Annotated in this window: 19 protein-coding genes; 11 read left to right on the plus strand and 8 right to left on the minus strand. The window is 71.3% G+C overall.

What is annotated here, in order from left to right; translation table 11 throughout:
* The coding region (locus KDL01_RS25945; RefSeq protein ID WP_212531224.1) for a hypothetical protein at nucleotides 1–194 on the minus strand (194 nt) is incomplete at its 3' end.
* On the opposite strand from KDL01_RS25945, the gene KDL01_RS25950 reads away from it, so the two are divergent.
* The 4 genes from KDL01_RS25950 (at nucleotide 193) to KDL01_RS25965 (ending at nucleotide 4,381) form a co-directional block, all read left to right on the plus strand.
* Nucleotides 193–1,908 carry a glycoside hydrolase family 43 protein gene (locus KDL01_RS25950; protein ID WP_212531225.1) on the plus strand — a complete coding sequence of 572 codons (1,716 nt, stop codon included), beginning with the start codon at nucleotides 193–195 and terminating at the stop codon, nucleotides 1,906–1,908. The genes KDL01_RS25945 and KDL01_RS25950 overlap by 2 nt on opposite strands.
* A gap of 213 nt (nucleotides 1,909–2,121) precedes the next feature.
* The gene (locus KDL01_RS25955) at nucleotides 2,122–2,931 is read left to right on the plus strand and encodes a ferritin-like domain-containing protein (protein WP_212531226.1); all 810 of its coding nucleotides are present in this window, start codon (nucleotides 2,122–2,124) and stop codon (nucleotides 2,929–2,931) included.
* On the plus strand, nucleotides 2,928–3,731 hold the full coding sequence (locus KDL01_RS25960) for a ferritin-like domain-containing protein (RefSeq protein ID WP_307846596.1): 804 nt from the start codon (nucleotides 2,928–2,930) through the stop codon (nucleotides 3,729–3,731). The genes KDL01_RS25955 and KDL01_RS25960 overlap by 4 nt, the downstream gene beginning before the upstream one ends.
* A 161-nt stretch (nucleotides 3,732–3,892) precedes the next feature.
* On the plus strand, nucleotides 3,893–4,381 hold the full coding sequence (locus KDL01_RS25965) for a peroxiredoxin (protein WP_212531227.1): 489 nt from the start codon (nucleotides 3,893–3,895) through the stop codon (nucleotides 4,379–4,381).
* 80 nt (nucleotides 4,382–4,461) lie between these two features.
* On the opposite strand, the gene KDL01_RS25970 is transcribed toward KDL01_RS25965, so the two are convergent.
* Entirely contained in the window at nucleotides 4,462–5,349 is an 888-nt protein-coding gene (locus KDL01_RS25970) for an acyl-CoA thioesterase (protein ID WP_212531228.1), read from the minus strand.
* A 271-nt stretch (nucleotides 5,350–5,620) separates the two neighbouring features.
* On the opposite strand from KDL01_RS25970, the gene aroA reads away from it, so the two are divergent.
* Nucleotides 5,621–6,862, plus strand: a complete 1,242-nt coding sequence (gene aroA / locus KDL01_RS25975; RefSeq protein WP_212531229.1) for a 3-phosphoshikimate 1-carboxyvinyltransferase — start codon at nucleotides 5,621–5,623, stop codon at nucleotides 6,860–6,862.
* A gap of 28 nt (nucleotides 6,863–6,890) precedes the next feature.
* Here aroA and galE read toward each other — a convergent pair whose 3' ends face one another.
* Nucleotides 6,891–7,886 (minus strand): UDP-glucose 4-epimerase GalE, encoded by a 996-nt coding sequence (gene galE, locus KDL01_RS25980; protein WP_212531230.1) that lies wholly within the window; start codon nucleotides 7,884–7,886, stop codon nucleotides 6,891–6,893.
* Between the two features lie 315 nt (nucleotides 7,887–8,201).
* Here galE and KDL01_RS45445 point away from each other — a divergent pair, with 315 nt between their 5' ends.
* The gene (locus KDL01_RS45445; RefSeq protein WP_307846597.1) at nucleotides 8,202–8,492 is read left to right on the plus strand and encodes a DUF5999 family protein; all 291 of its coding nucleotides are present in this window, start codon (nucleotides 8,202–8,204) and stop codon (nucleotides 8,490–8,492) included.
* A 114-nt stretch (nucleotides 8,493–8,606) separates the two neighbouring features.
* Complete coding sequence (locus KDL01_RS25990; protein WP_212531231.1) at nucleotides 8,607–10,988, plus strand: alpha-L-fucosidase; 2,382 nt, start codon at nucleotides 8,607–8,609, stop codon at nucleotides 10,986–10,988.
* Nucleotides 10,989–11,051: 63 nt separating this feature from the next.
* Here the strand turns inward: KDL01_RS25990 and KDL01_RS25995 are convergent, their stop codons facing one another.
* Nucleotides 11,052–11,663, minus strand: a complete 612-nt coding sequence (locus KDL01_RS25995; protein ID WP_212531232.1) for a TetR/AcrR family transcriptional regulator — start codon at nucleotides 11,661–11,663, stop codon at nucleotides 11,052–11,054.
* An 85-nt stretch (nucleotides 11,664–11,748) separates the two neighbouring features.
* Here KDL01_RS25995 and KDL01_RS26000 point away from each other — a divergent pair, with 85 nt between their 5' ends.
* Both KDL01_RS26000 and KDL01_RS26005 read left to right on the plus strand, forming a co-directional pair.
* Nucleotides 11,749–12,183 carry a nuclear transport factor 2 family protein gene (locus tag KDL01_RS26000; protein ID WP_212531233.1) on the plus strand — a complete coding sequence of 145 codons (435 nt, stop codon included), beginning with the start codon at nucleotides 11,749–11,751 and terminating at the stop codon, nucleotides 12,181–12,183.
* A gap of 82 nt (nucleotides 12,184–12,265) precedes the next feature.
* Complete coding sequence (locus tag KDL01_RS26005; RefSeq protein WP_212531234.1) at nucleotides 12,266–13,021, plus strand: MBL fold metallo-hydrolase; 756 nt, start codon at nucleotides 12,266–12,268, stop codon at nucleotides 13,019–13,021.
* 120 nt (nucleotides 13,022–13,141) lie between these two features.
* Here KDL01_RS26005 and KDL01_RS26010 read toward each other — a convergent pair whose 3' ends face one another.
* From KDL01_RS26010 to KDL01_RS26025, 4 genes are all read right to left on the minus strand, one after another.
* Nucleotides 13,142–14,869, minus strand: coding sequence for an extracellular solute-binding protein (locus KDL01_RS26010; protein WP_212531235.1), 1,728 nt, complete (start codon nucleotides 14,867–14,869; stop codon nucleotides 13,142–13,144).
* Between the two features lie 97 nt (nucleotides 14,870–14,966).
* Nucleotides 14,967–15,869: a carbohydrate ABC transporter permease gene (locus KDL01_RS26015; protein ID WP_307846598.1), complete on the minus strand. Its 903-nt coding sequence runs from the start codon at nucleotides 15,867–15,869 to the stop codon at nucleotides 14,967–14,969.
* Nucleotides 15,859–16,770, minus strand: a complete 912-nt coding sequence (locus KDL01_RS26020; RefSeq protein ID WP_212531236.1) for an ABC transporter permease — start codon at nucleotides 16,768–16,770, stop codon at nucleotides 15,859–15,861. Before KDL01_RS26020 ends, KDL01_RS26015 begins: the two co-directional genes overlap by 11 nt.
* Before the next feature lie 56 nt (nucleotides 16,771–16,826).
* The gene (locus KDL01_RS26025) at nucleotides 16,827–18,101 is read right to left on the minus strand and encodes a Gfo/Idh/MocA family protein (protein ID WP_212531237.1); all 1,275 of its coding nucleotides are present in this window, start codon (nucleotides 18,099–18,101) and stop codon (nucleotides 16,827–16,829) included.
* Nucleotides 18,102–18,194: 93 nt separating this feature from the next.
* On the opposite strand from KDL01_RS26025, the gene KDL01_RS26030 reads away from it, so the two are divergent.
* Both KDL01_RS26030 and KDL01_RS26035 read left to right on the plus strand, forming a co-directional pair.
* On the plus strand, nucleotides 18,195–19,274 hold the full coding sequence (locus KDL01_RS26030; protein ID WP_212531238.1) for a hydroxyacid dehydrogenase: 1,080 nt from the start codon (nucleotides 18,195–18,197) through the stop codon (nucleotides 19,272–19,274).
* Between the two features lie 57 nt (nucleotides 19,275–19,331).
* On the plus strand, nucleotides 19,332–20,411 hold the full coding sequence (locus KDL01_RS26035) for a LacI family DNA-binding transcriptional regulator (RefSeq protein WP_246577004.1): 1,080 nt from the start codon (nucleotides 19,332–19,334) through the stop codon (nucleotides 20,409–20,411).
* The last annotated feature ends 62 nt before the right edge of the window (nucleotides 20,412–20,473 follow it).

Here is a 20,473-nt window from a genome sequence, read left to right on the forward strand (position 1 = left end):
TACTGGGAGACCGTGGCGGTGGCGTCGACGTGCACGTCGCGCAAGGTCAGCACGGTCGGATAGTCCGCGCTGTAGCCCTCCACGACCTCCTGCGCCCCGGCTGTGGAGTGCGTCGCGCGTTGTTCGCGAACGCCTTCGACGCTACGGTCGGGCAGGTCAAGATCGTTCCGGTCGGAAGCGAGGGCCAACTCCATGCAAGACCACGATGCGCGACCGACCGCGGTGATCCGCAATCCGGCACTGCCCGGATTCCACCCCGACCCCTCGATGGTCTACGTCGACGGGGAGTTCGTGATCGCGAACTCGACCTTCGAGTGGTGCCCGGGCGTACGCCTGCACCGGTCGCGGGACCTGGCGCACTGGGAGGTGCTGGGCGGGGCGCTGACGGAGGATCGGCTGCTGGATCTGACCGGCACGCCCGACTCCGCCGGCGTGTGGGCGCCGAACCTGACGTACGCCGACGGACGCTTCCACCTGCTCTACAGCAACATCTCCACGTACGCGGGCGGGTTCACCGACTGCCCCAACTACCTGGTCACCGCCGCGTCCATCGAAGGCCCCTGGTCCGGCCCGGTGCTGCTGCACGCCCGCGGCTTCGACGCCTCGCTCTTCCACGACGGCGAGTCGAGCTGGCTGATCAACCTGGTGCACGACTGGCGGCCGGGGCACGGCGGGTCGGCGGGGCTCGAGGCCACGCCCTTCGACCGGGCGACGCAGCGGCTGACCGGCGAGCCGGAGCGGATCGAGCTGCCGCCGCAGGCCGGCTGGATCGAGGGACCGAACCTCTACCGGCGCGGCGACTGGTACTACCTGGTGACCGCGGACGGGGGCACCGGGTACGAGCACCGCGTCACCGTCGCCCGTTCGCGCGCGCTGACCGGTCCCTACGAGCGCGACACGGCCGGCCCGCTCATCACCGCCATGCACGACCCCGACCTGCCGCTGCAGAAGGCCGGGCACGGCAGCCTGGTCGAAGCCGCGGACGGCGAGTGGTACCTGGCGTACCTGGTCGCGCGGCCGACCGGGCGCCACGGACCGTGCGTGCTGGGGCGCGAGACGGCGCTGGCCCGGGTCGAGTGGACGGCGGACGGATGGCCGCGGGTCGAGGGTGGACGGCCGGAGCTGACGCTGCGTGGGGTGGCGGTGCCAGGGCAGCAGGGTACTGATGCTGGCGCGGGTGACCACGTGGTCGTCGACGGGTTCGACGGGGTGGAGCTCGGGGGCGACTGGTCTACGCTGCGGCGTCACGCGACGGCGGACTGGGTGTCGCTGACGGAGCGTCCGTCACACCTGCGGCTGCGGGGCGGGCGCTCGCCGCGCAGCCTGGTCGGGCCGAGCCTGGTGGCCCGTCGGGTCACGGCGCCGCGGTGTTCCTTCGAGGCCGTGCTCGAATACCGGCCGCTCGCGTTCCAGCATCTGGCCGGCATCACCGCGTACTACAACACACAGAACTGGTACTTCCTGCACGTCACGCGGGGCGACGAGGGGCGCACGGTGCTGCGCGTGGCGGGGAGCGACCGCGGGGTCCTGTTCTCGGACGAGGCCGGGCAGTACGTGATCGAGGGCGGCGACGCCGGGGCCGCGCGGTTGGAGCTCGGGCTGGACATCGACGGGGCGCGGCTGCGGTTCCGGTACCGCGACGGCGACGCGAGCGAGGCGACCGACGCAGGTAGCGCGGCCGGCGCGGCCGGCGACGGTTGGCGCCCCATCGGCGGGGAGTACGACGCGACGGTGCTCTCCGACGAACACGCGGAGGACATGGTGGACGGTCAGATCCGCTCGCTCGGGTTCACCGGGGCGTTCCTCGGTCTGTGGGCGTGGGACCTCAACGGGCACGGGCACGCGGCGGACTTCGACGAGGCCCGATACCGCGTGCGCACCGAGGACGCGGAGACCACGGCGGCCTAGAAAACCCGCTCCCACGGCCCGGCTGACGCCACGTCAGCCGGGCCGTCGCGCGTTGCGCCGAATGGACGCGTCGGGGAAATACGCGTCACACGAACGGGTGGTAAACCGGTCCGAAGTGCGTCGGGTACCAAGCCGCGGGCGAGTAACGGCCGAATGTGCTCACGGAGGGCCGGGTTGGTCCGGTCCTCGACTCGACGAGAACGGGAGGCCGTGATGGATGGCGAAGCCATCGACACCCGGCTGCTAGCCCACCTGACCGAACAGTCGCAGGACTTGAACAGCGACGCGACCCGGATCACCCGGCAGGCGCTGACCGAATACGCCGAGGACCGGCGCGAGGCCCGGCGTGGGCGCGGGCCGGGCGCGTGGGCGGCCGGACTGCTCGGCGCCGGGGCCGTGCTGCTCGGCTCGGCCCGGGCCGAGGCCGCCAGCGCGACGCCGAGCGGGAGCCCGGACAAGAATGACGTCATGGCGCTGCAGACGGCCGCGTCCATCGAGAACCTCGCGGTCATGGTCTACAACGCCGCGTCGCAGCTGTCGTTCATCAAGTCGGGCAACGCCGCCGTCATGGAGTTCATCACCAAGACGGCCGCGCAGCACGAGGCCCACGGCAAGGCGTTCAACGCGGCGCTGACCCAGGCGGGCGCCCAGACGCAGACGGGGGTGGACCCCAAGTACGCGGCCAAGGCGCAGGCCGACCTGCCGAACATCAAGAACTCCGGCGACGTGGTCGCGCTCGCGCTCCAACTCGAGGACGTGGCCGCGCAGACGTACACGAAGTACGTCAGCGTCGTGACCACGCCCACGCTGCGCACCCTGTTCGGCTCGGTGGCCCCGGTCGAGGCGCAGCACCGCTCGGTGCTGCTGTCCGTGCAGGCGCTGCTCAACGCCAACGACGAGGCCCTGGTCGCCATCCCGACCGACGTGGCGAAGCTGCCCGCGGCGGCCGGGAGCGTGGGCATCCCCGTCGCGTTCTACCCGACCTCCCAAGCCTCCCCGACCAGTGAAGGGGCCGTCTCGTGACCACCAAGCCCGACTGGGAGCTGCCGGGCAGCGAAGCCCAGCTCACCGCGCTCACCCGCGAGATGGATGAGGCGCACCGCGAGGTGCTGCCGCTGATGCACGCGCGCGCGGCCGAGCACGTCGAGGAACTGCACGAGCGCGGCACGGTGCGTCAGCTCCACACCGAGCGCAACCTGGCCCGCCGCGGGTTCCTGCTCGGCGTGGGCGGGGTCGGCGCGATGGCCGCGCTGGCCGCCTGCTCCTCCGCCGGCACGCAGACGCCGGACACCCGGGCCGGCACCGCGTCGGGTGGCAGCTACACCGGAGACCTGAAGGTGGTGGCACTGGCCGTGGCGCTGGAGAACCAGGCCGTGGCCGCGTACAAGGCGGCGCTGGCGAACGCCAAGGCCGGCACGCTCGGCACGGTGCCCCCGGCGGCCGCCACCTTCATGCAGACCGCGATGAGCCAGCACGAGGACCACGCCAAGGCGTGGAACGCGGTGCTCACCGGCGCCGGGCTGGCCGCGATCACCGGGATCCCGCTGTCCAACGCGGCGGCCACGGCGAACGCGGTCAACTCGGCGACCAGCACCGCCGCGGTGGCCAAACTCGCGCTGGGCCTGGAGAACCAGGCCACCGAGACGTACCTGTACGCCATCGGGAACGTCTCCAACTCCGGCGCCATCGCCACCGCGGCCAGCATCGCGCCGGTCGAGGCGATGCACGCGGCGACCCTCAACTTCGTGCTCGGGCAGTACCCGGTGCCGGACAGCTTCATCAGCACGAGCAAGGCGGCCAGCCCGAGCATGCTGACCGTCTGACATCTGCCCGGCGGTACCCACCCGCCGGGCAGACGGACCACCCGGCCCCGGAGCGGTGTGTTCGCTCCGGGGCCGAGCCATGGCGCCGAAGCGCCCTCGACATACATACGTCCGCCGCATTCACCAGTACGTGCCGGGCTTGTTGACCTTAGAGTGAGACCGTGGCGAAGATCCCTTCCGCCGGGCAAGGCGCACCCGGCTTCTCACTGCCCGGGGTACGTCTGGCCGCGGGTCGCGCCGAACGCCGCGAGTACTCGCTCTCCGAGCATCGCGGCCGACCCCTCGTGCTGGCGTTCTATCCGGGCGACGACACGGCCGTGTGCACCCGTCAGCTGTGCTCGTACTCCTCGGGGCTCGACCGGATCGCCGCGTTGAACGCGGCGGTGTGGGGGATCAGCCCGCAGAGCGTGGAGAGCCATGAGGCGTTCGCACGCAAGCACGGGCTGGCCATGCCGCTGCTCGCCGACTGCGACCTGTCCGTGGCCGAGGCCTACGGCGTCTCCCTGGCGGACAAGGGGCTGCGCCGGGCGGTGTTCCTGCTCGACGCGCACGGCACGGTGCGGTGGCGGCACGTGGCGATGCTGGGGCTGACCTACCGCCGGGTGGACACGCTCACCGAGCAGCTGCGGATGCTCGAACACGCACACTGAGCCGCCCCGGCCGGTACCTCGGCTCGGCCCGCCCCGCCCCGACCCGGCTCAGCTCGGCTCGGCTCGGCCCGGCGTCCAGTTCACAACCGCGGCGCGCGCAACGGCCGCAGCACGGTCTCCTGGACGGCGCTGGCCACCAGGCGCCCGTCCCGCGTCCACACCTCGGAGCGGGCCAGGCCCCGGCCGTCGCCCGCGGTGCGGCTCTCCTGCACGATCAGCAGCCACTCGTCCGCGCGGAAGGGCCGGTGGAACCAGAGCGCGTGGTCGAGCGAGGTGAGGAACACCGTGGCGGGCATCGTGCGCACGGCCCGGATCGGCTCGACCGCGAGCGCGGTGGTCGGGGCGAGCATCAGGTCGGAGACGTAGGTCAGGGCGCAGGTGTGCAGCACCGGGTCGTCCGGCAGCCGGTCCAGGGCCCGCACCCACAGCTTCTGCTGCGTCACGCCCTCCACGCCGTCGGTGCTCTCGGCGCTGATGTAGCGCACCTCCACGGCCTGGCGGATCGCCGCGTTCTCCGCGCCCTGCGGGTCGATGCTGGCCCAGAGCTCGAAGTAGTCCGGCAGCTCGCCCGGGTCCGGTGAGTCCGGCGGGGTCGGCTGGCGGTCGTGGCCGCCGGGTTCGGCCAGCTTGAACGAGGCGGAGAGCACGAAGATCGCCTCGCCGTCCTGACGCGCCGTCACCCGCCGGGTCGCGTAGGTGCGGCCGTCGCGCAGGTCCTCCACCGCGTAGATCATCGGGTGCGAGGTCTGGCCGGCGCGCAGGAAGTAGCCGTGCAGGGAGTGCACCGCGAGCGACGCGGGCACGGTCCGGCTCGCGGCCGTCAGCGCCTGGCCGGCGACCTGGCCGCCGAAGGCGCGCAGCGGGGTGCCGTCGTGGCACCAGCCGCGGAACAGGCCGCGGTCGAGTTCCTCCAGGCTCAGGAAGCCGACCAGACCCGCGCCCTCGGGCTGCGCCCGCTCATCCGCCATCGCTCGCTCCCGCAGTCGTCCGGCCCTCGCGCGTATCAGTGAGACAAGACCTTACCTGCCGGGCCGCAGTACGCTCAGGACGCGAGCTGAATAAGGAATCGAATATCTATCGAGGAAGCGGACCTGGTACTCCCCGCCGACGGCCATGTGCGCACCCGGTTCTCCTGGGACACCGTACGGGGCGATATGGATGGATCGCCCGAGCCCGCGGCCGGTTTCCACTTCCTGGAATTCCCGGCCCCGACCGGCGCGGCGATCGTAGGCTCGCGGTATGACAGTCGTCGAGGTTCCCGGGTCGAAGTCCATCACCAACCGCGCGCTCTTCCTGGCCGCCGCGGCCGCCGGGACCACGACGCTGCGCAGGCCGCTGGACTCGGACGACACGGCCGGGTTCGCCGAGGGGCTGGCCGCGCTGGGCTATCGGCTCACCCGCGAGCCGTCGGCGTGGACGGTCGAGGGGCGGCCGCAGGGTCCGGCGGCGGCCGAGGCCTCGGTGTTCTGCCGCGACGGCGCCACCACCTCGCGCTTCCTGCCCGCGCTGGTTGCGGCCGGGCACGGGGTGTTCCACTTCGACGCCTCAGCCCAGATGCGCCGGCGTCCGGTCGGGCCGCTCACCCGCGCGCTGCGGGAGCTCGGGGTGGACCTGCGGCACGAGGCCGCGGAGGGCCACCACCCGCTGACCGTGCACGCCGACGGGATCAAGGGCGGGCACCTGACCCTGGACGCGGGGCTCTCCTCGCAGTTCCTCACGGCCCTGCTGCTGGTCGGGCCGCTCACCGCCGAGGGGCTCGCGATCACCGTCACCGACCTGGTCTCCGCGCCCTACGTGGAGATCACCACGGCCATGATGCGGCGCTTCGGCGTGCCGGTGCGGCGCGAGGGCGAGACCTACCACGTGCCCGCCGGCGCGTATGAGGCCACTGACTACCTCGTTGAGCCGGACGCCTCCACCGCGAGCTACTTCCTCGCCGCGGCCGCGGTCACCGGCCGCAGCGTGACGGTGCCCGGGCTCGGCCGCGACGCGCTGCAGGGGGACGTGCACTTCGCCGACGTGCTGGCCGCGATGGGCGCCGAGGTGCGGATGGACGCGGACGAGCTGACCGTGACCGGGCCGGCGGACGGCCGCCTCCGCGCGATCACCGTCGACATGCGCGACATCTCCGACACGATGCCCACCCTCGCCGCGATCGCGCCCTTCGCCGACGGCCCGGTGCGGATCGAGAACGTCTACAACACCCGGGTCAAGGAGTGCGACCGGCTCGACGCCTGCGCCGAGAACCTGCGCGCCCTCGGCGTCGAGGTGGAACTCGGCCGGGACTGGATCGAGATCCGGCCGGGCGATCCGGCGCCCGCGCACATCGCCTGTCGCGGCGACCACCGGATCGCGATGGCCTTCAGCGTGACCGGCCTGCGCACCCCGGGTATCACGCTGGACGACCCGGGCTGCGTCAAGAAGACCTTCCCCGGCTTCCACCAGGCGCTCGCCGCGCTGCGGGAGGAATGGGGCGTGTAGCACCGCGAGCGGATGGCGGGGCCTCGGATCAGAGTTCGAGCAGCCGGGCGCGCCACTCCAGCGCGTGCCGGATGCCGTCTTCGAGCGCGTACTCGGCCCGCCAGCCGAGCAGCGCGGCCGAGCGCTCGCAGCGGGTGTAGGCGCCGACCACGTCACCGGGTCGGGCCGGGGCGTCCTGGGTGCGCAGTGCGGTGCCGGTGACGGTGCCGAAGGCCTCGGCGAGCTGACGCACCGTCACGCCGCGGCCGGTGCCGAGGTTGATCACGGTGTGCGGGCGCTCGTCGTCCACCAGGGTGTCGAACCTGGTCAGGGCGGCGACGTGGGCGGTGGCCAGGTCCCAGACGTGGATGTAGTCGCGGATGCCGGTGCCGTCGGAGGTGGGCCAGTCGGTGCCGGTGAGGGAGAAGGTCGAGCCCTGCTCCCAGGCCTCGACCATCTTGCCGAGCGCGTGGGTGGGGTGCAGCAGCTGCAGGCCGGTGCGCATCTTCGGGTCGGCGCCGATCGGGTTGAAGTAGCGCAGCGAGACCGCGCGCAGCCCGCCCGGCCCGGCGCCGTGCGCCACGTCGGCCAGGACCCGGTCCACCATCGCCTTGGTCGAGGCGTACGGGCTGCCCGGGTCGAGTGCGGAGTCCTCGTCCACGGTGAAGTCCGGGCCGGGCTGGTACATCGCGGCGGACGAGCTGAACAGCAGCCGCCGGCAGCCGTTGCGCTCGAGGTGGCCGAGCAGGTCGATGGTCTTGCCGACGTTCTCCCGGTAGTAGTGCCGCGCGTCGCGCACCGAGTCGGGCACCACGATCAGCGCCGCGCAGTGCACCACCGCCTCGATGTCCGGGTGCTCGGTGAAGATCCGGTCGAGCAGCGCCCCGTCGGCCACGTCGCCGCGGTAGAACTCGCGTCCCTCGGTGAACGACTCGCGCCCGGTGACCAGGCTGTCGAGGATGACCGGGGTACCCCCGTGGTCGATCAGGGCCGAGCAGATCGTGCTGCCGATGAACCCGGCCCCGCCGGTGACCAGTACCTTCACGTCCGGACGCCTCTCTTCGCGCTCTTCGCGGCCACGCCGTGAGTCCCGATCGCGCCGCGCTTGACGATCACGACGCGGTCGGCGGCCGGGTCGGTTGCCCCCGGGCAGGTCAAACGGTCGACTCCAAACCGTTACCAAATTGTAAGGTCCCGCGTGGGCGCACCGGTGAATACTCGAGAGAACCACGCAGCGCATAAGCGTGTAAAAGGCACAAATCGGATACAACGCGCATCATCCGCGGTTCTCCCGCCCTCCGCGACGAATCCCGAGTTCCGCGACCCATCCCGAGTGACAACCGAGCACGTGGTGAGATCTGTGACTGCTTCCCCCCTTTCGTCTCCGGCTCCCCTCGGACGCGCCTGCGCCCACGAGCCGGCCTGCCCCGCCGCCGACGCCTCCGACCACGAGGCCGCGATTCCCGTGGCCGTGCACCCCGAGCAGGGCTGGAGCCTGCTGTGCAACGGGGTGGTGCTCTTCGAGGACACCGGAGAACTGCTGCCGGACGGCCGGGTGATCGGCCCGCGCCGCCCGACCGACGCTCCGCCGGTTCAGGCCCCGGCCGCCGGAGGTCTGCCCGCCGGTGGTGCCGCGCTCCTGGTGCGTTGACCAGGATAGTAAGCGCATACTATGGTCATTTCCTGGTAAGAGATCAGTCAGGCTGACCGGATTCAGCAAGCGCATACCGCGCCGGCTGGATCCCTTCTCGCTCCAGGAGTCCGCATGACCACCCCATCCACGCCGCCGCTGCCCGTCCCGCTCCGGGCGTACCTCGACAATCGGGGTTTCGCCCGCGCGGGCCGGGGCGCGGGCACCGCCGACCTCGACGGCGTCGGGCACGCGCTGCCCGTCGAGGAACTGCCGCGCCCGGAGGGCGAGGGCGCGGACGGCCGGTGCGAGATCGGCGGCGTGCCGTACCTGCTCGTCCCGCTGGCCGAATCGGACGCGCCGCTCGACAACGTCGTCGCGCGCGGCCAGCGGATCGAGCTGCCGCCGGTCTCGGCGCACAGCGCGCTGCTGCTCGCCGCGGGCTCGGTGGCCCGCCCGATCGGCACCGGCTCGAGCGCGGCCGTGTCCGGCGCGTTCACCGTCCTGTACACCGACGGCGCCACCAGCACGACAACGCTCACCGCGCCCGGCTACCTCGGCCCCGGCGGCGTCTTCGAGGCCGGATACCGCTACGGCCCGGACGGCGGCGTGCAGGAGCAGACCACGGTCTCGCTCTGGTGCCTCGAGGTCCCGCTCGATCCCGAGCGCGTTCCGGCCGCACTCGTACTTCCCGCCACCGCCGACGCCGCGTCAGACGAGGTGGTCGCCGGCGAGGCGGCCAGGTCCGGGTCCGCCGCGCCGCAGCTGCACGTGTTCGCCCTCACCCTGCAGCCGCGCGTCCCCGGCGGCGCGGCCCTGGCCGTGCGCGGCGCCCGCTGCACGCCCGCGATGCTCGGCGACGCGCCGCAGACCGTCGAGGCCACGCTCGTGAACGTCGGCGACGCCTGGCTGACCGAGGCGGACGAACTGACCGTCAGCCTCACCGTGCCGCTCGCCGCCGATGACCATGCATCATCGACCACCACGACCGCCCACATCAGGGCCCTGGCGCCCGGCGAACAGGCGCGGGTGCGGATCGGGCTCACGGCCCCGGCCGGGATCGCGCCCGGTACGCCCGCCGAAGGCCGGCTCGTCCTGCACCGCGCCGGACGGCCCGCCCAGCAGGTGTCCGTGCCGCTGACACTGGGCGTGCCCGACTACGCCACGACCACGGCGTCGCTGCGCACCCACCGCGCCCCGCACTGGTTCACCGGAGGCAAGTTCGGGATCTTCATCCACTGGGGCGTCTACTCCGTCCCGGCCTGGGCCCCGGTCGGCGAGGACTACTCCGAGTGGTACTGGGCGCGGATGGACGACCCCGAGACGGCCACGCACCGCCACCACTCGCGCGAGTGGGGCGAGGACTTCGCCTATGACGACTTCATCCCGATGTTCACCGCCGACCGGTTCGACCCGCGCGACTGGGTCGAGCTGATCGCCGCGGCCGGGGCGCGCTACTTCGTGTTCACGGCCAAGCACCACGACGGCTTCTGCCTGTGGGACACGGCCCTGTCCCAGCGCAGCTGCGCGCACCTCGGGCCCAAGCGCGACCTGCTGCGCGAGCTGCTCGACGCGGCCGACCGGCACGCCCCCGGGCTGTACCAGGGCATTTACTTCTCCCAGCCGGAGTTCTTCAACCCCGACGCCCCCTGGTACGAGCACGCCCCGCGCAACCCGTACACCGGCGAATCCGTGCCCTACACCGGCTACACCCCGGGCTACGACTACATCCACGACTACCAGGGCGGCCAGACCCGCGAGCTTGTCGAGCTGTTCGACCCCGACCTGATCTGGTTCGACATCAGCGGCGCGGCCAACGACTCCGTCCACGTCGTGCCCGGCTACTACAACCAGGCCAAGAACCGGCCCGCGCCCAAGGACGTCGCCGTCAACAGCCGCGGCGGCATCTACGCATACGACTTCCGCACCCCCGAGTACGCGACCTTCGCCGGGACCGTACCCGCGGCCTGGGAAGCGAGCCGGGGCCTGGATCCGCACTCGTACGGCTACAACGCGGCCACGCCCGAGGATGCTTATATGACCACGACCGAGGCCGTGCGTCAGCTCGTCGACATCGTCAGCAAGAACGGCAACTTCCTGCTCGACATCGGCCCCCGCGCCGACGGCACCATCCCCCAAGTCATGCGCGAGCGGCTGACCGAACTCGGCGCATGGCTGCGCGTCAACGGCGAGGCGGTCTACGACACCACGCCCTGGTGGCGCGCGGCCGAACTGGGCGACCTGCGCTTCACGCTCAAAGGCGCAGGCGCGGGCGACGGCACGGGCGAGAGCGACGAAGCCTTCTACATCCACGCGCTCACCGAACCGGGCGACCGGCTCGTGGTCGAGGCGGCCGTGCCGATCCGCCCCGGCTCGCGCGTGACGCTGTGCGGATACGCCGAGCAGCTCACCTGGTCGCACGACGCGTCGGGCGCGCTCGTCGTCGAGGTGCCCCAGGCCGCACGCGAGAGCGGCAGCCACGTGTGGGTGTTCAAGGTGAGCGCACCGCGCGACTAGTGCTGTAGCAGCGATGTTCGCCTGGCTGAGGTCCTCGGCCAGGCAACACGGCACTACCCGCGTTTACGGGTTTGCCGTGCTGGTGGTGGCGGTTCCGAGAGTCAGCGCTCGGGTGAGTGCCGCGCGGGTGTCGTCCGCCAGGGTGCGCGGATTGTTGCCGAGGCGTTTGGCGGTCTGGAAGCAGGCAAGCGCGATCTGGCCGGCGAGGACGGCGGTTGCCTCATCGGATCCGCGTCGGATGAGCAGTTCGCTCAGCTTGTCCCCGAACTGCTGCATCTTCACGGCGTCGCGGTCGCGTAGTTCTGGGTGCTGCTCGATCAACGCGAAGTGGCGCGTGTAGCCCGCGGGGTCGGCGGTCGCCTGGGCGCACAGGGCGAGCAGGATCGGGCCCAGCTGCTCGACGCCCTCGGTGACGCTGCGCGCAGGCGGGGCGTCGTCCGCCTGGCCGGCCGCGGCGACCAGGTCGAGCAACTCCTGCTCCCTGGCGAACACGACCTCCTGCTTGTCGCGGAAGTGGCGGAAGAACGTGGTGCGTCCGACCTCGGCGCGTTCGGCGATGTCGCCGACCGAAACGCCGTCGAAGCCGTGCTCCTGGAACAGCTCCTGGGCGGCCTCGATGATGCGCTGCCGCGCCTGGCGCTGTTTGCGTTCGACGAGAGGCCGCGACGAGGTCATGCGCGCAGCCTACCCTGGACGGTTGCCGTCCCGGAAGGAACTCGGTATGTTTTGGTACTCAGTACCAACATGGACGGAGAACCTCATGCTGCACGAACTGACCACAGAGGACCACCGGGCCATCGACCGGACCCTCGCTCTGGCCGGACACATCTTCGACCTGGGCGAGCTGGACCGGCTCGAGGAGATCTTCACGCCCGAGGCCGTCTACGACCTCAGCGACGTGGGAGCCGGCACGTTCGAGGGCACCGCGGCGATCAGAAACGGCGCTCTCGCGCTCGGCGCGGGCAACCCCATCGCGCACCGCCTCACGAACATCGTGATCACCGGTCACGAGGACGACCAGGCCACCGCGCAGTCCAAGGGGCTGATCATCATGGCCGACGGGTCCGTAGGCAGCGTGACGCACCGCGACACCCTGCGACTCGAGAACGGCAGTTGGCGGATCAGCCGGCGCGTCATCCTCGCGCAGCGCACACCGCTCGGCGGCCTGCACCTGACGCACGCGGCCGAGCGCTGAGCGTGCGGCCCGCCCGCGCACATCGAACTGCGATCGACCTGCCCGCCTCCCTATCCATCGCCCGATCGACGAGGAAAACCCCATGACCGAGCCGCTCGTCATCACCCGGATCACCCACAGCTGCCACCTGATCCAGATCGGCGGCCTCACCGTGCTGACCGACCCCTGGTTCTCCCAGCGCACCTTCTACCACCCGGGCGAACCGATCGCCCTGCAGCCCGAGGCACTGCCGCACCTCGACGCGGTCGTGATCAGCCACGAGCACTACGACCACTGCGACCTCCAAGCCTTCAGCCGCTACCCCCGCAAGGACGTGCCGCTCCTGGTCGCCGGACCGGTCCTCGAGAAGGCTCGAAAGGCGGGATTCAGCAACGTCCGCGCGCTCGAGCCGTGGCAATCCGCGCGGGTCGGCGACCTGACCGTCTCCGCGGCACCCGGCAAGCACGGTGTCTACGAGGTCACCTTCGTCATCAGCGGCGGCGGGCGCAGCGTCTACTTCGCCGGAGACACGCTGCTCATCCCGGAACTGCACACCCTCACCGACCGCTACGGCCCACTCGACGTCGCACTGCTCCCCGTCAACGGCCTGCACACCCGGATACCACGCAGCAGGCAAGTCGTCATGAACGCCGAAGAGGCCGCCGAGCTCACCGCCACCCTCCGCCCCAAACTCGCCATCCCCCAGCACTACGCCTTCACCGGCGGCACCGTAGGCGACACGCTCTTCCTCAAGAGCGACAAGGACCCCGCCCTCTTCGTCGACGCCGTCCACCGCCTCGTCCCCGACGTCCCGGTCAAGGTCATCAACCCCGGCGAACCACTCACCATCACTCCCTGACCCCCGCCACGCCAGACGACGATCAGGGCGGGGGCCGCGAGGCACCCGCCCTGATGTGTTCCCGCAATCCCGATCAGCCGATCAGCGATCAGGCAATCGGATGATCAGTCGATCAGCCGGTCAGGAGGCGGCCGAGGCGGTCGAGCCGCCCTTCGAGGCGGCCAGCGCCTGCTCGAACTGCGAGCGGATGGTGTTGCCGCCGCCGGACTGCCAGGCCTTGACCGCGCCGGCCAGTGCGGAGACCGGCTGCTTGCCGGCGATGATCTCGTTGACGGTGGCGGTGAACTGGGTCTGGAGCTCGGAGCCCTTCTCGTTGAAGGCGGGCGAGTTCAGGTTCGAACACGGGTTGCCCACGGCCATCGGGATCAGCTTGGCCATCGCGGCGTGCTGCGCGGTGGCGCAGTCGTTGAAGCCGGGGATGAAGATCGCCTGGGACGGGGCGACGGTGTACTTCCACGGCACCTGGGTCTCGTTCGTGCCGGTGTTGTTCAGGATCGGGCTGCCCTTGTCCATCGCGTAGTCGGTGCCCTCGACGCCGTAGTTGAGCAGCAGGTACTCCTTCGTCCCGAACGGCGAGGCGAGGAAGTCGGCGAACTTCAGGATGGTCTCGATCCGGGACTGGCTGCCCTTCTTGATCATCGAGGAGGCGAACAGGATGTTGTCCTGCCAGGCGTTCGGCTTGTACTGCGCGGAGGCGGTGAACGGGGCCGCGAGGTCGATGCTCCACTTCGCGTTGATCGCGGCCATGGCCGGCCAGTACTTCTGGAACGAGGGCACCGAGTCCGGGCAGTACGCGGCCTTGCCCGACTCGAACGAGTCCACCATCTGGTTCTTCGTGAAGCCCTCGCAGCCGGGCACGTACACGCCCGCCGCGTACAGCTTGGCCAGGAACTCGACGCTCGCGGCGAACTCGTCGGTCTCGTACATCGAGGTCAGCTTGCCGCTGCCCTCGGCCCGCCACTCGCACGGCACCCCGAAGGACTGCTGGATGATGCCGGCCGCGTACGGGTAGCCGGTGTAGGCCGTGAGCGCGTACTGGTTCTTGGCCGGGTTCGTCAGCGCCTTGCACGCGGTCAGGAAGTCGTCCGACGAGCTGATCTCGCTCAGGTCGCTGATGCCCACCTGCGCGAACAGGTCCTTGCGGTACATGCCGGAACCGGTGGTGACGTTGCGCGGGATCGGCAGCATGGAGAGCTTCCCGGCGAACACGCACTGCTCCCAGGCGATGGCCGGGATCGCGGCGAGGTGCGGGTACGCCTTGACCTTGTCCCCGGACAGATAGGGCGTCAGGTCCGCGCACTCCGCGGCCAGGAAGCTCGCCACGTCGGTCGGCGCGGCCTCGGTCGGATTGGAGTAGCCGGTGTAGAGCATCACGTCCGGCAGGTTCCCAGACGCGATGGTGGTGTTGAGCTTGGTGGAGTAGTCGTCCGAGCCGACCATGGTGAAGTCCACCGTCGCGCCCAGCGCCTTCTGCACGGCCTGCCACGCCGTGTTCGAACCGAGCGCCGGGGGCACCGAGTTGAAGATGTTGGTGATCACCGAGATGGTCTCGCCGCTCAGCGGCGGCGTGGCGTACGCCGCCACCGGGTTCGCCGGGTAGCTGTAGAACACCGCGGGCACACCGGTGGAGGTGGCGGCTATGTCCGGGGTGACGCCGGTGAACGGCATGAAGTTCGGCAGCACACTGGTCGAGTTGACCGTGGCCGTACCGTCCGCCGTGGTCGAACCGCAGCCGGCCAGCGTCGTCGCGGCCAGGCCGCCGAACGCGCTCGCCGAGACCAGTCCGAGACCGCCGCGCAGGAAGCCGCGTCGGCTCGTGCGCGCACCGTTGAGGAAGGAGCCTGACATGAGTTGGTGCCCTTTCGTGGAGGTCGGCCGGGGCCGACGGGAGAGGGTGGAGCCAGGAGGTGGAGCGGGGAGTGGGGACTGGGACGGGGCCGGAGGTTCAGCCCTTGACGGCGCCGGTGAGCACGCCGCGGGTGAAGTAGCGCTGCAAGAACGGGTAGAGCGCCACGATCGGCACGATGCTGACCACGACCGTCGCCATGGACACCGCCTGCGGGGCCACGCCCGCGTCCGCGGTGACCGACGGGGGGACCAGCGACTGGCCGGAGTCCACGTAGAAGCGCAGCACGTAGGCCAGCGGCCACTTGGTGGAGTCGTTGAGGTAGAGCAGGGCGTTGAACCACTCGTTCCAGTAGCCCACCGCGGTGAACAGCGTCACCACCGCGATCACGCCCTTGGACAGCGGGATGACCAGCCGCAGCAGCATCCGCAGGTCCCCGGCCCCGTCGATCGAGGCCGCGTCGTAGAGTTCCTGCGGCAGGCCCATGAAGAACGAGCGCAGGATCACCAGGTTGAACGCGCTGACCAGGCTGGGCAGGATCAGCGACCAGTAGCTGTTGCTCAGGCCCAGGTTCGTCACCAGCAGGAAGTTGGCGATGATGCCGGGGTTGAACATCATCGTGAACAGGGCGGCCATCAGGAAGAAGCGCCGGCCCACCAGCCGCCGCTGCGCCAGCGCGTAGGCCATCGGCACGGTGATCAGCAGGCTGAACGCGGTGCCGGCCAGGGTGATGGCGAGGCTGACCACGACGGCGCGGGTGACCACGCTCCCGGTGAAGATCATCCGGTACGCGTTGAGGGTCGGATGCGCCGGCCAGAGCACCAGGCCGCCGTGTTCGGCGATCTCGGTCTCGCTGGAGAGCGAGGTGCCGAGCACGGCCACGAACGGGTAGAGCACCAGGATCGAGATCACCACGATCGCGACGGTCTTGCCGCCCTGCCCGAACAGGCTCGGCTTCTCCTGCCACAGCGGGCGTCGGGGGGAGGCGGTGTCAGCTTTCACGGCGGTAGAACCCGTCCTGTCCGAAGAGGTGCGCCACCTTGTTGGCGCCGAGCACGAGCAGCAGCCCGACCACGGTCTCGACCAGCGCGATGGCGCCGGCCTGGCCCCAGTTGCCCGAGGCGATGCCCTGCGAGTAGACGTAGGTGTCGATGACCTGGCTGGAGGAGAGGCTCACGTTGCCCTGCTGCAGCAGGATCTGCTGGAAGCCGCTGGCCAGCAGCGTGCCCAGGCGCAGGATGAGCAGCAGTACCGTCACCGGCATCACCGCGGGCAGCGTCACCGCGGTGAACCGGTGCCGGCGCCCGGCCCCGTCCAGCGCGGCCGCCTCGTAGAGCGCGGGCTCGATGTTCATCAGCGCGGCCAGGAAGATGATCGTGCCCCAGCCGCAGTCCTTCCAGATCGCCTCGAACGCCAGCAGGAACGGGAAGAAGCCGTCGGAGTACATCGGACTCCAGGACCCGAGCCCGAGCGCCGACTCCAGGTGTGTGAAGGCGCCGCCGCTGCCGAGCACCTGCTCGAACAGCGCCACGATGATCGTCCAGCCGATGAAGTGCGGCAGGTAGACCACGGACTGGACGAACTTGCGCACCTTGCCGCTGAGGATCGAGTTGAGCATCAGCGCCAGGGCCAGCGGGGCCGGGAAGCACAGCACCAGGGCCACGCCGTTGATCACCAGCGTGTTGCGCACGGACTGCCAGAACACCGGGTCGGCGAAGACGGCGGAGAAGTTCTGCAGCCCGGTCCAGGCGCTGCCGAGGAATCCGGTGTAGGGCTGGTAGTCCTCGAACGCCACGATGTCGCCGAACAGCGCGCCGTAGCAGAACACGAGGAAGAACAGGAAGCCGGGGGCGAGCATGGCCAGCAGCACCCGGTCGCGTTTGACGCGCTCCCAAAGGGACATCGCGCCTCCTTGCGTGAGATCGAGGGAAGGGAAGGACGAAACGGTGAGCGGGGGCGTCAGGGCGCCGGCTCGGTCGCGGGTGTGGCGGGTTCGGTCGTGATCGTGGGCGTCGGCGCGGTCGCGGCGTCCGGCGCCGGCTCGGCGGACCCGATCGCGCGCGAGCGCTCGGCCCGCGCGCCGACCGGCGCTGCCGGGACCTCGAGCACGGTGCCGCCCGAGCGCAGCGAGAGCGTCGCGGTGACCCCGGCGGCCACCGCCTCGCGCGCGGCCAGCGGGGTGGCCGAGCGGGCGCCGCCCTCGCGCAGGTAGCGCAGGAACTCGGTGACGATGGCGCTGTCGCCGCCGCCGTGCCCGCCCTCGCCCGCGGCGATCGGGAACTCGGCGTCGCCCTCGGCCCGGTAGTCGTGGCGCCGGTTCCACAGCCGGATGACGCCGCCGGCCCCGTCGCCGAAGTTCTCCAGCCGCCCCTCGGTGCCGATGACGGTGTAGTTGCGCCAGTAGTCGGGGGAGAAGTGGCACTGCTGATAGGCCGCCAGCACGCCGTTGCCCAGCTGCAGGTTCACCAGCGAGAGGTCTTCGACGTCGATGACGGGGTTGAGCTCGCGCTGGGCCAGCGGCGGCCAGTTGTCGTAGGAGAGCCAGTCCTGCATCTCCCGGTCGGAGTTGTCCCGCCGGTCCGCGATCCGGCCGTAGACCCGCAGATCGCCGAAGGCGCTCACCCGCCGGGTGTAGCCGCCGGCCAGCCAGTGGATCACGTCGAGGTCGTGGGCGCCCTTCTGCAGCAGCAGCCCGGTGCTGCGGGAGCGGTCGGCGTGCCAGTCCTTGAAGTAGTAGTCGCCGCCGTGGCCGACGAAGTGGCGGCACCACACGCTCTGCACCTCGCCGATCGCGCCGGAGCGGATCAGCTCCCGCATCTGCGTGACCACCGGCATGTGCCGCATGTTGTGCCCGACGTGCAGCACGGTCCCGGTGCGCTCGGCTGCGCGCAGCAGCCGGTCGCAATCCTCGACCGTGGTGGCCATCGGTTTCTCCAGGTAGACCGCGATCCCGGCCTCGAGGAAGAGTTCCCCGAGCTCGGCGTGCGTGTCGTCCGGGGTGAGCACCACCACGGCGTCGAGGTCGGCCGCGAGCAGGTCCGCCGGCTCGGTCGTGCCGGTCACGGCCGGGTCCGGCCAGCGCTCGAACCGGAGTTTCGCCCCGGCCGACGCCAGCGCCGCCGGGCGCAGGTCGCACGCGGCCACCAACCGCGCACCGTGCCCCGGCCGGTGGAAGTGCCGCGCGAACCCGCCGCGCGCACCCAGTCCGATCACGCCGATCCTCAGCTCTTCCATGCCGACAGAGTTTGGTAAGCGCTTGCAGGTTTCGTCAAGGGTTTCGCGAGAACTGCTGGTAAATGCAACAGCAAGCGCGTACTATCCGGACCCATGATCTCGAAGTCTGAGGGGGAATCGCCCGCGTCCGCGCCCACCGATTCGGCCCCCCGTCTCGGGCCCAGGGCCCTGCTGGCGCTGGACCCCGGCATGACCGCCGCCGTGTTCACCGCGCAGGCCCGGCGGCGGCTGGAGGAGTGTGTCCGGCTGGGGCCGCGCACCGCCGTCGGCGGGTTCGACGACCCGGCGCTGCGTGAGGACCTGGCCGCCTGCGAAGTGCTGATCACCGGCTGGGGCAGCCCGCGCCTTGGCCCGGCCGAGCTGGAGCTGATGCCTCGTCTGCGCCACGTCGTGCACTGCGCCGGGACGGTCAAGGCCCTGGTGGACCCGGCCGTGTTCGCCCGCGGCGTGACCGTGAGCAACGCCGCCGACGCCAACGCCGTGCCCGTCGCCGAGTACACCCTGGCCGCGGTCATCCTCGGGGCCAAGCGGGCCTTCACCCTCGCCCACCGCCTGAGCACCGGCAGCGTCGACGAGGACGGCTCGCACCGCGACCTGACCGGGCTGCCCTGGATCGGAACCAGGGACCTGACGGTCGGGGTGATCGGCGCCTCGCGGATCGGGGCCCGGGTGGTGCGCCTGGTGCGCGAGGTCCTGGGCGCCACGGTGCTGCTCTACGATCCCTACACCGACGCCGGTCTGACCCGGGATCCGGGCGTGCACCGCAGCGCGCTGCCCGAGCTGCTCGCCCGCTGCGACGTGGTCAGCGTGCACGCGCCGCTCACCGCCGAGACCGGCAACCTGCTCGGCGCCGAGCAGCTCGCGCTCATGCCCGACGGCGCGGTGTTGATCAACACCGCCCGCGGCGGCCTGGTGGACACCGAGGCGCTGCGCCGGGAGGTGCTCAGCGGCCGGATCGACGCGGTGCTCGACGTCACCGAGCCCGAGCCGCTCGAGGGCGGCGACGCCCTCTACGACGCCCCCAACGCCTTCGTCACCCCGCACATCGCCGGCGCGCTGGGCAACGAGGTCACCCGCCTCGGCGATCTGGCGGTGGCGGAAGTCGAGCGGATCGCGGCCGGCCGGCCGGTGCGCCACGCCGTGGACGCGGCCGGTCTCGCCAGGATCGCGTAACACCCCGTCGCAGGAGAGAATGACAGCGTAATGACGAAGGAAGGGAGAACCGCTGACATGGCCGTCGCCGAGGGTCGAGCGACCCTGCAGGACGTCGCCGAGCGCGCCCGGGTGTCCACCGCGACCGTCTCGCGTGTCCTCAACGGCAACTACCCGGTCGCGGCCGAGACCCGCAAACGGGTGGAGAAGGCCGTGCGGGCCCTGGGCTACGTGGCCAACGCGCACGCCCGCGCGCTGGCCGGGGTGACCAGCCGCACCGTCGGCGTGGTGGTGAGCGAGATCGTCGACCCCTTCTTCAGCCTGATCGTGCACGGGATACAGCGCGAGGCGGCCGCCGCCGGGCGGATCTGCCTGATCGGCTCGACCCTGGGCGAGGAGCACCGCGAGCTCGAGATCATCGAGCTGCTGTACGAGCAGCGGGCCGAGGCGGTGATCCTGGTCGGCGGCGCGCTGCTGGACGAGCGGCACCAGAGCAAGCTGGCCGGGCGGGCCAAGGCCATGGCGGCGGCCGGATCGAAGCTCGTGCTCTGCGGCCGCCCGCCGCTGGCCGCCCCCGCGCCCTCCGCGGCGGTGCACTACGACAACGAGCACGGCGCGCTCAACGCCACCGACCACCTGATGGGCCTCGGCCATCGCAGGATCCTGTACCTGGGCGGCTGGCCCGGCATCTCCACCCAGCGCGACCGGGTGGCCGGCTACCGGCTGGCGCACGAACGCAGAGGACTGAAGGTGGACCCGGAGCTGGTGGTCGAGGGCGAGTTCAGCCGGCGCTTCGGCTACGAGCGCACCGCCCGGGCGCTGGCGGACGCGCTGGACTTCACCGCGATCCTGGCCGCGAACGACGCGACCGCCGCCGGCGCGCTCCAGGCGCTGCGCGACGGCGGCCGGCGGGTCCCCGACGACGTCTCCGTGGTCGGCTACGACGACGTCCCGGTGGCCGCCGAGACCGTCCCCGCGCTGACCACCGTGCACATCCCGCTGCAGGAGATGGGCCGGGCCGCGGTGCGCCTGGCCGTCGGGCCGCAGGACACCGGCCGCAAGGGCGACTGGTCCGACGACGGCCCGAGCCAGGGCTCGCTCGTGCTCGGCACCCACCTCGTGCTGCGCGGCTCGACCGCGCCCGCGCCGGTCGGCTGAGCGGGCGTCAGGCTTCGGCGTCAGGCCTCGGCGGAGGCGGGGGCTGCCGCCGGGGCGGGGTG

The sequence above is a fragment of the Actinospica durhamensis genome (genome assembly GCF_018139695.1).
Classification (GTDB): domain Bacteria; phylum Actinomycetota; class Actinomycetes; order Streptomycetales; family Catenulisporaceae; genus Actinospica; species Actinospica durhamensis.

Bases quoted from the DNA above. Each gene is read 5' to 3' on its own strand.
- KDL01_RS26005 (WP_212531234.1), top strand. From the start codon at position 12,266: ATGACCGAGCCGCTCGTCATCACCCGGATCACCCACAGCTGCCACCTG.
- KDL01_RS26030 (WP_212531238.1), top strand. From the start codon at position 18,195: ATGATCTCGAAGTCTGAGGGGGAATCGCCCGCGTCCGCGCCCACCGAT.
- KDL01_RS25970 (WP_212531228.1), bottom strand. From the start codon at position 5,349: ATGGCGGATGAGCGGGCGCAGCCCGAGGGCGCGGGTCTGGTCGGCTTC.
- KDL01_RS26000 (WP_212531233.1), top strand. From the start codon at position 11,749: ATGCTGCACGAACTGACCACAGAGGACCACCGGGCCATCGACCGGACC.
- KDL01_RS26025 (WP_212531237.1), bottom strand. From the start codon at position 18,101: ATGGAAGAGCTGAGGATCGGCGTGATCGGACTGGGTGCGCGCGGCGGG.
- KDL01_RS25955 (WP_212531226.1), top strand. From the start codon at position 2,122: ATGGATGGCGAAGCCATCGACACCCGGCTGCTAGCCCACCTGACCGAA.
- KDL01_RS26020 (WP_212531236.1), bottom strand. From the start codon at position 16,770: ATGTCCCTTTGGGAGCGCGTCAAACGCGACCGGGTGCTGCTGGCCATG.
- KDL01_RS25995 (WP_212531232.1), bottom strand. From the start codon at position 11,663: ATGACCTCGTCGCGGCCTCTCGTCGAACGCAAACAGCGCCAGGCGCGG.
- KDL01_RS25950 (WP_212531225.1), top strand. From the start codon at position 193: ATGCAAGACCACGATGCGCGACCGACCGCGGTGATCCGCAATCCGGCA.
- KDL01_RS25990 (WP_212531231.1), top strand. From the start codon at position 8,607: ATGACCACCCCATCCACGCCGCCGCTGCCCGTCCCGCTCCGGGCGTAC.
- KDL01_RS26010 (WP_212531235.1), bottom strand. From the start codon at position 14,869: ATGTCAGGCTCCTTCCTCAACGGTGCGCGCACGAGCCGACGCGGCTTC.
- KDL01_RS26035 (WP_246577004.1), top strand. From the start codon at position 19,332: ATGGCCGTCGCCGAGGGTCGAGCGACCCTGCAGGACGTCGCCGAGCGC.
- aroA (WP_212531229.1), top strand. From the start codon at position 5,621: ATGACAGTCGTCGAGGTTCCCGGGTCGAAGTCCATCACCAACCGCGCG.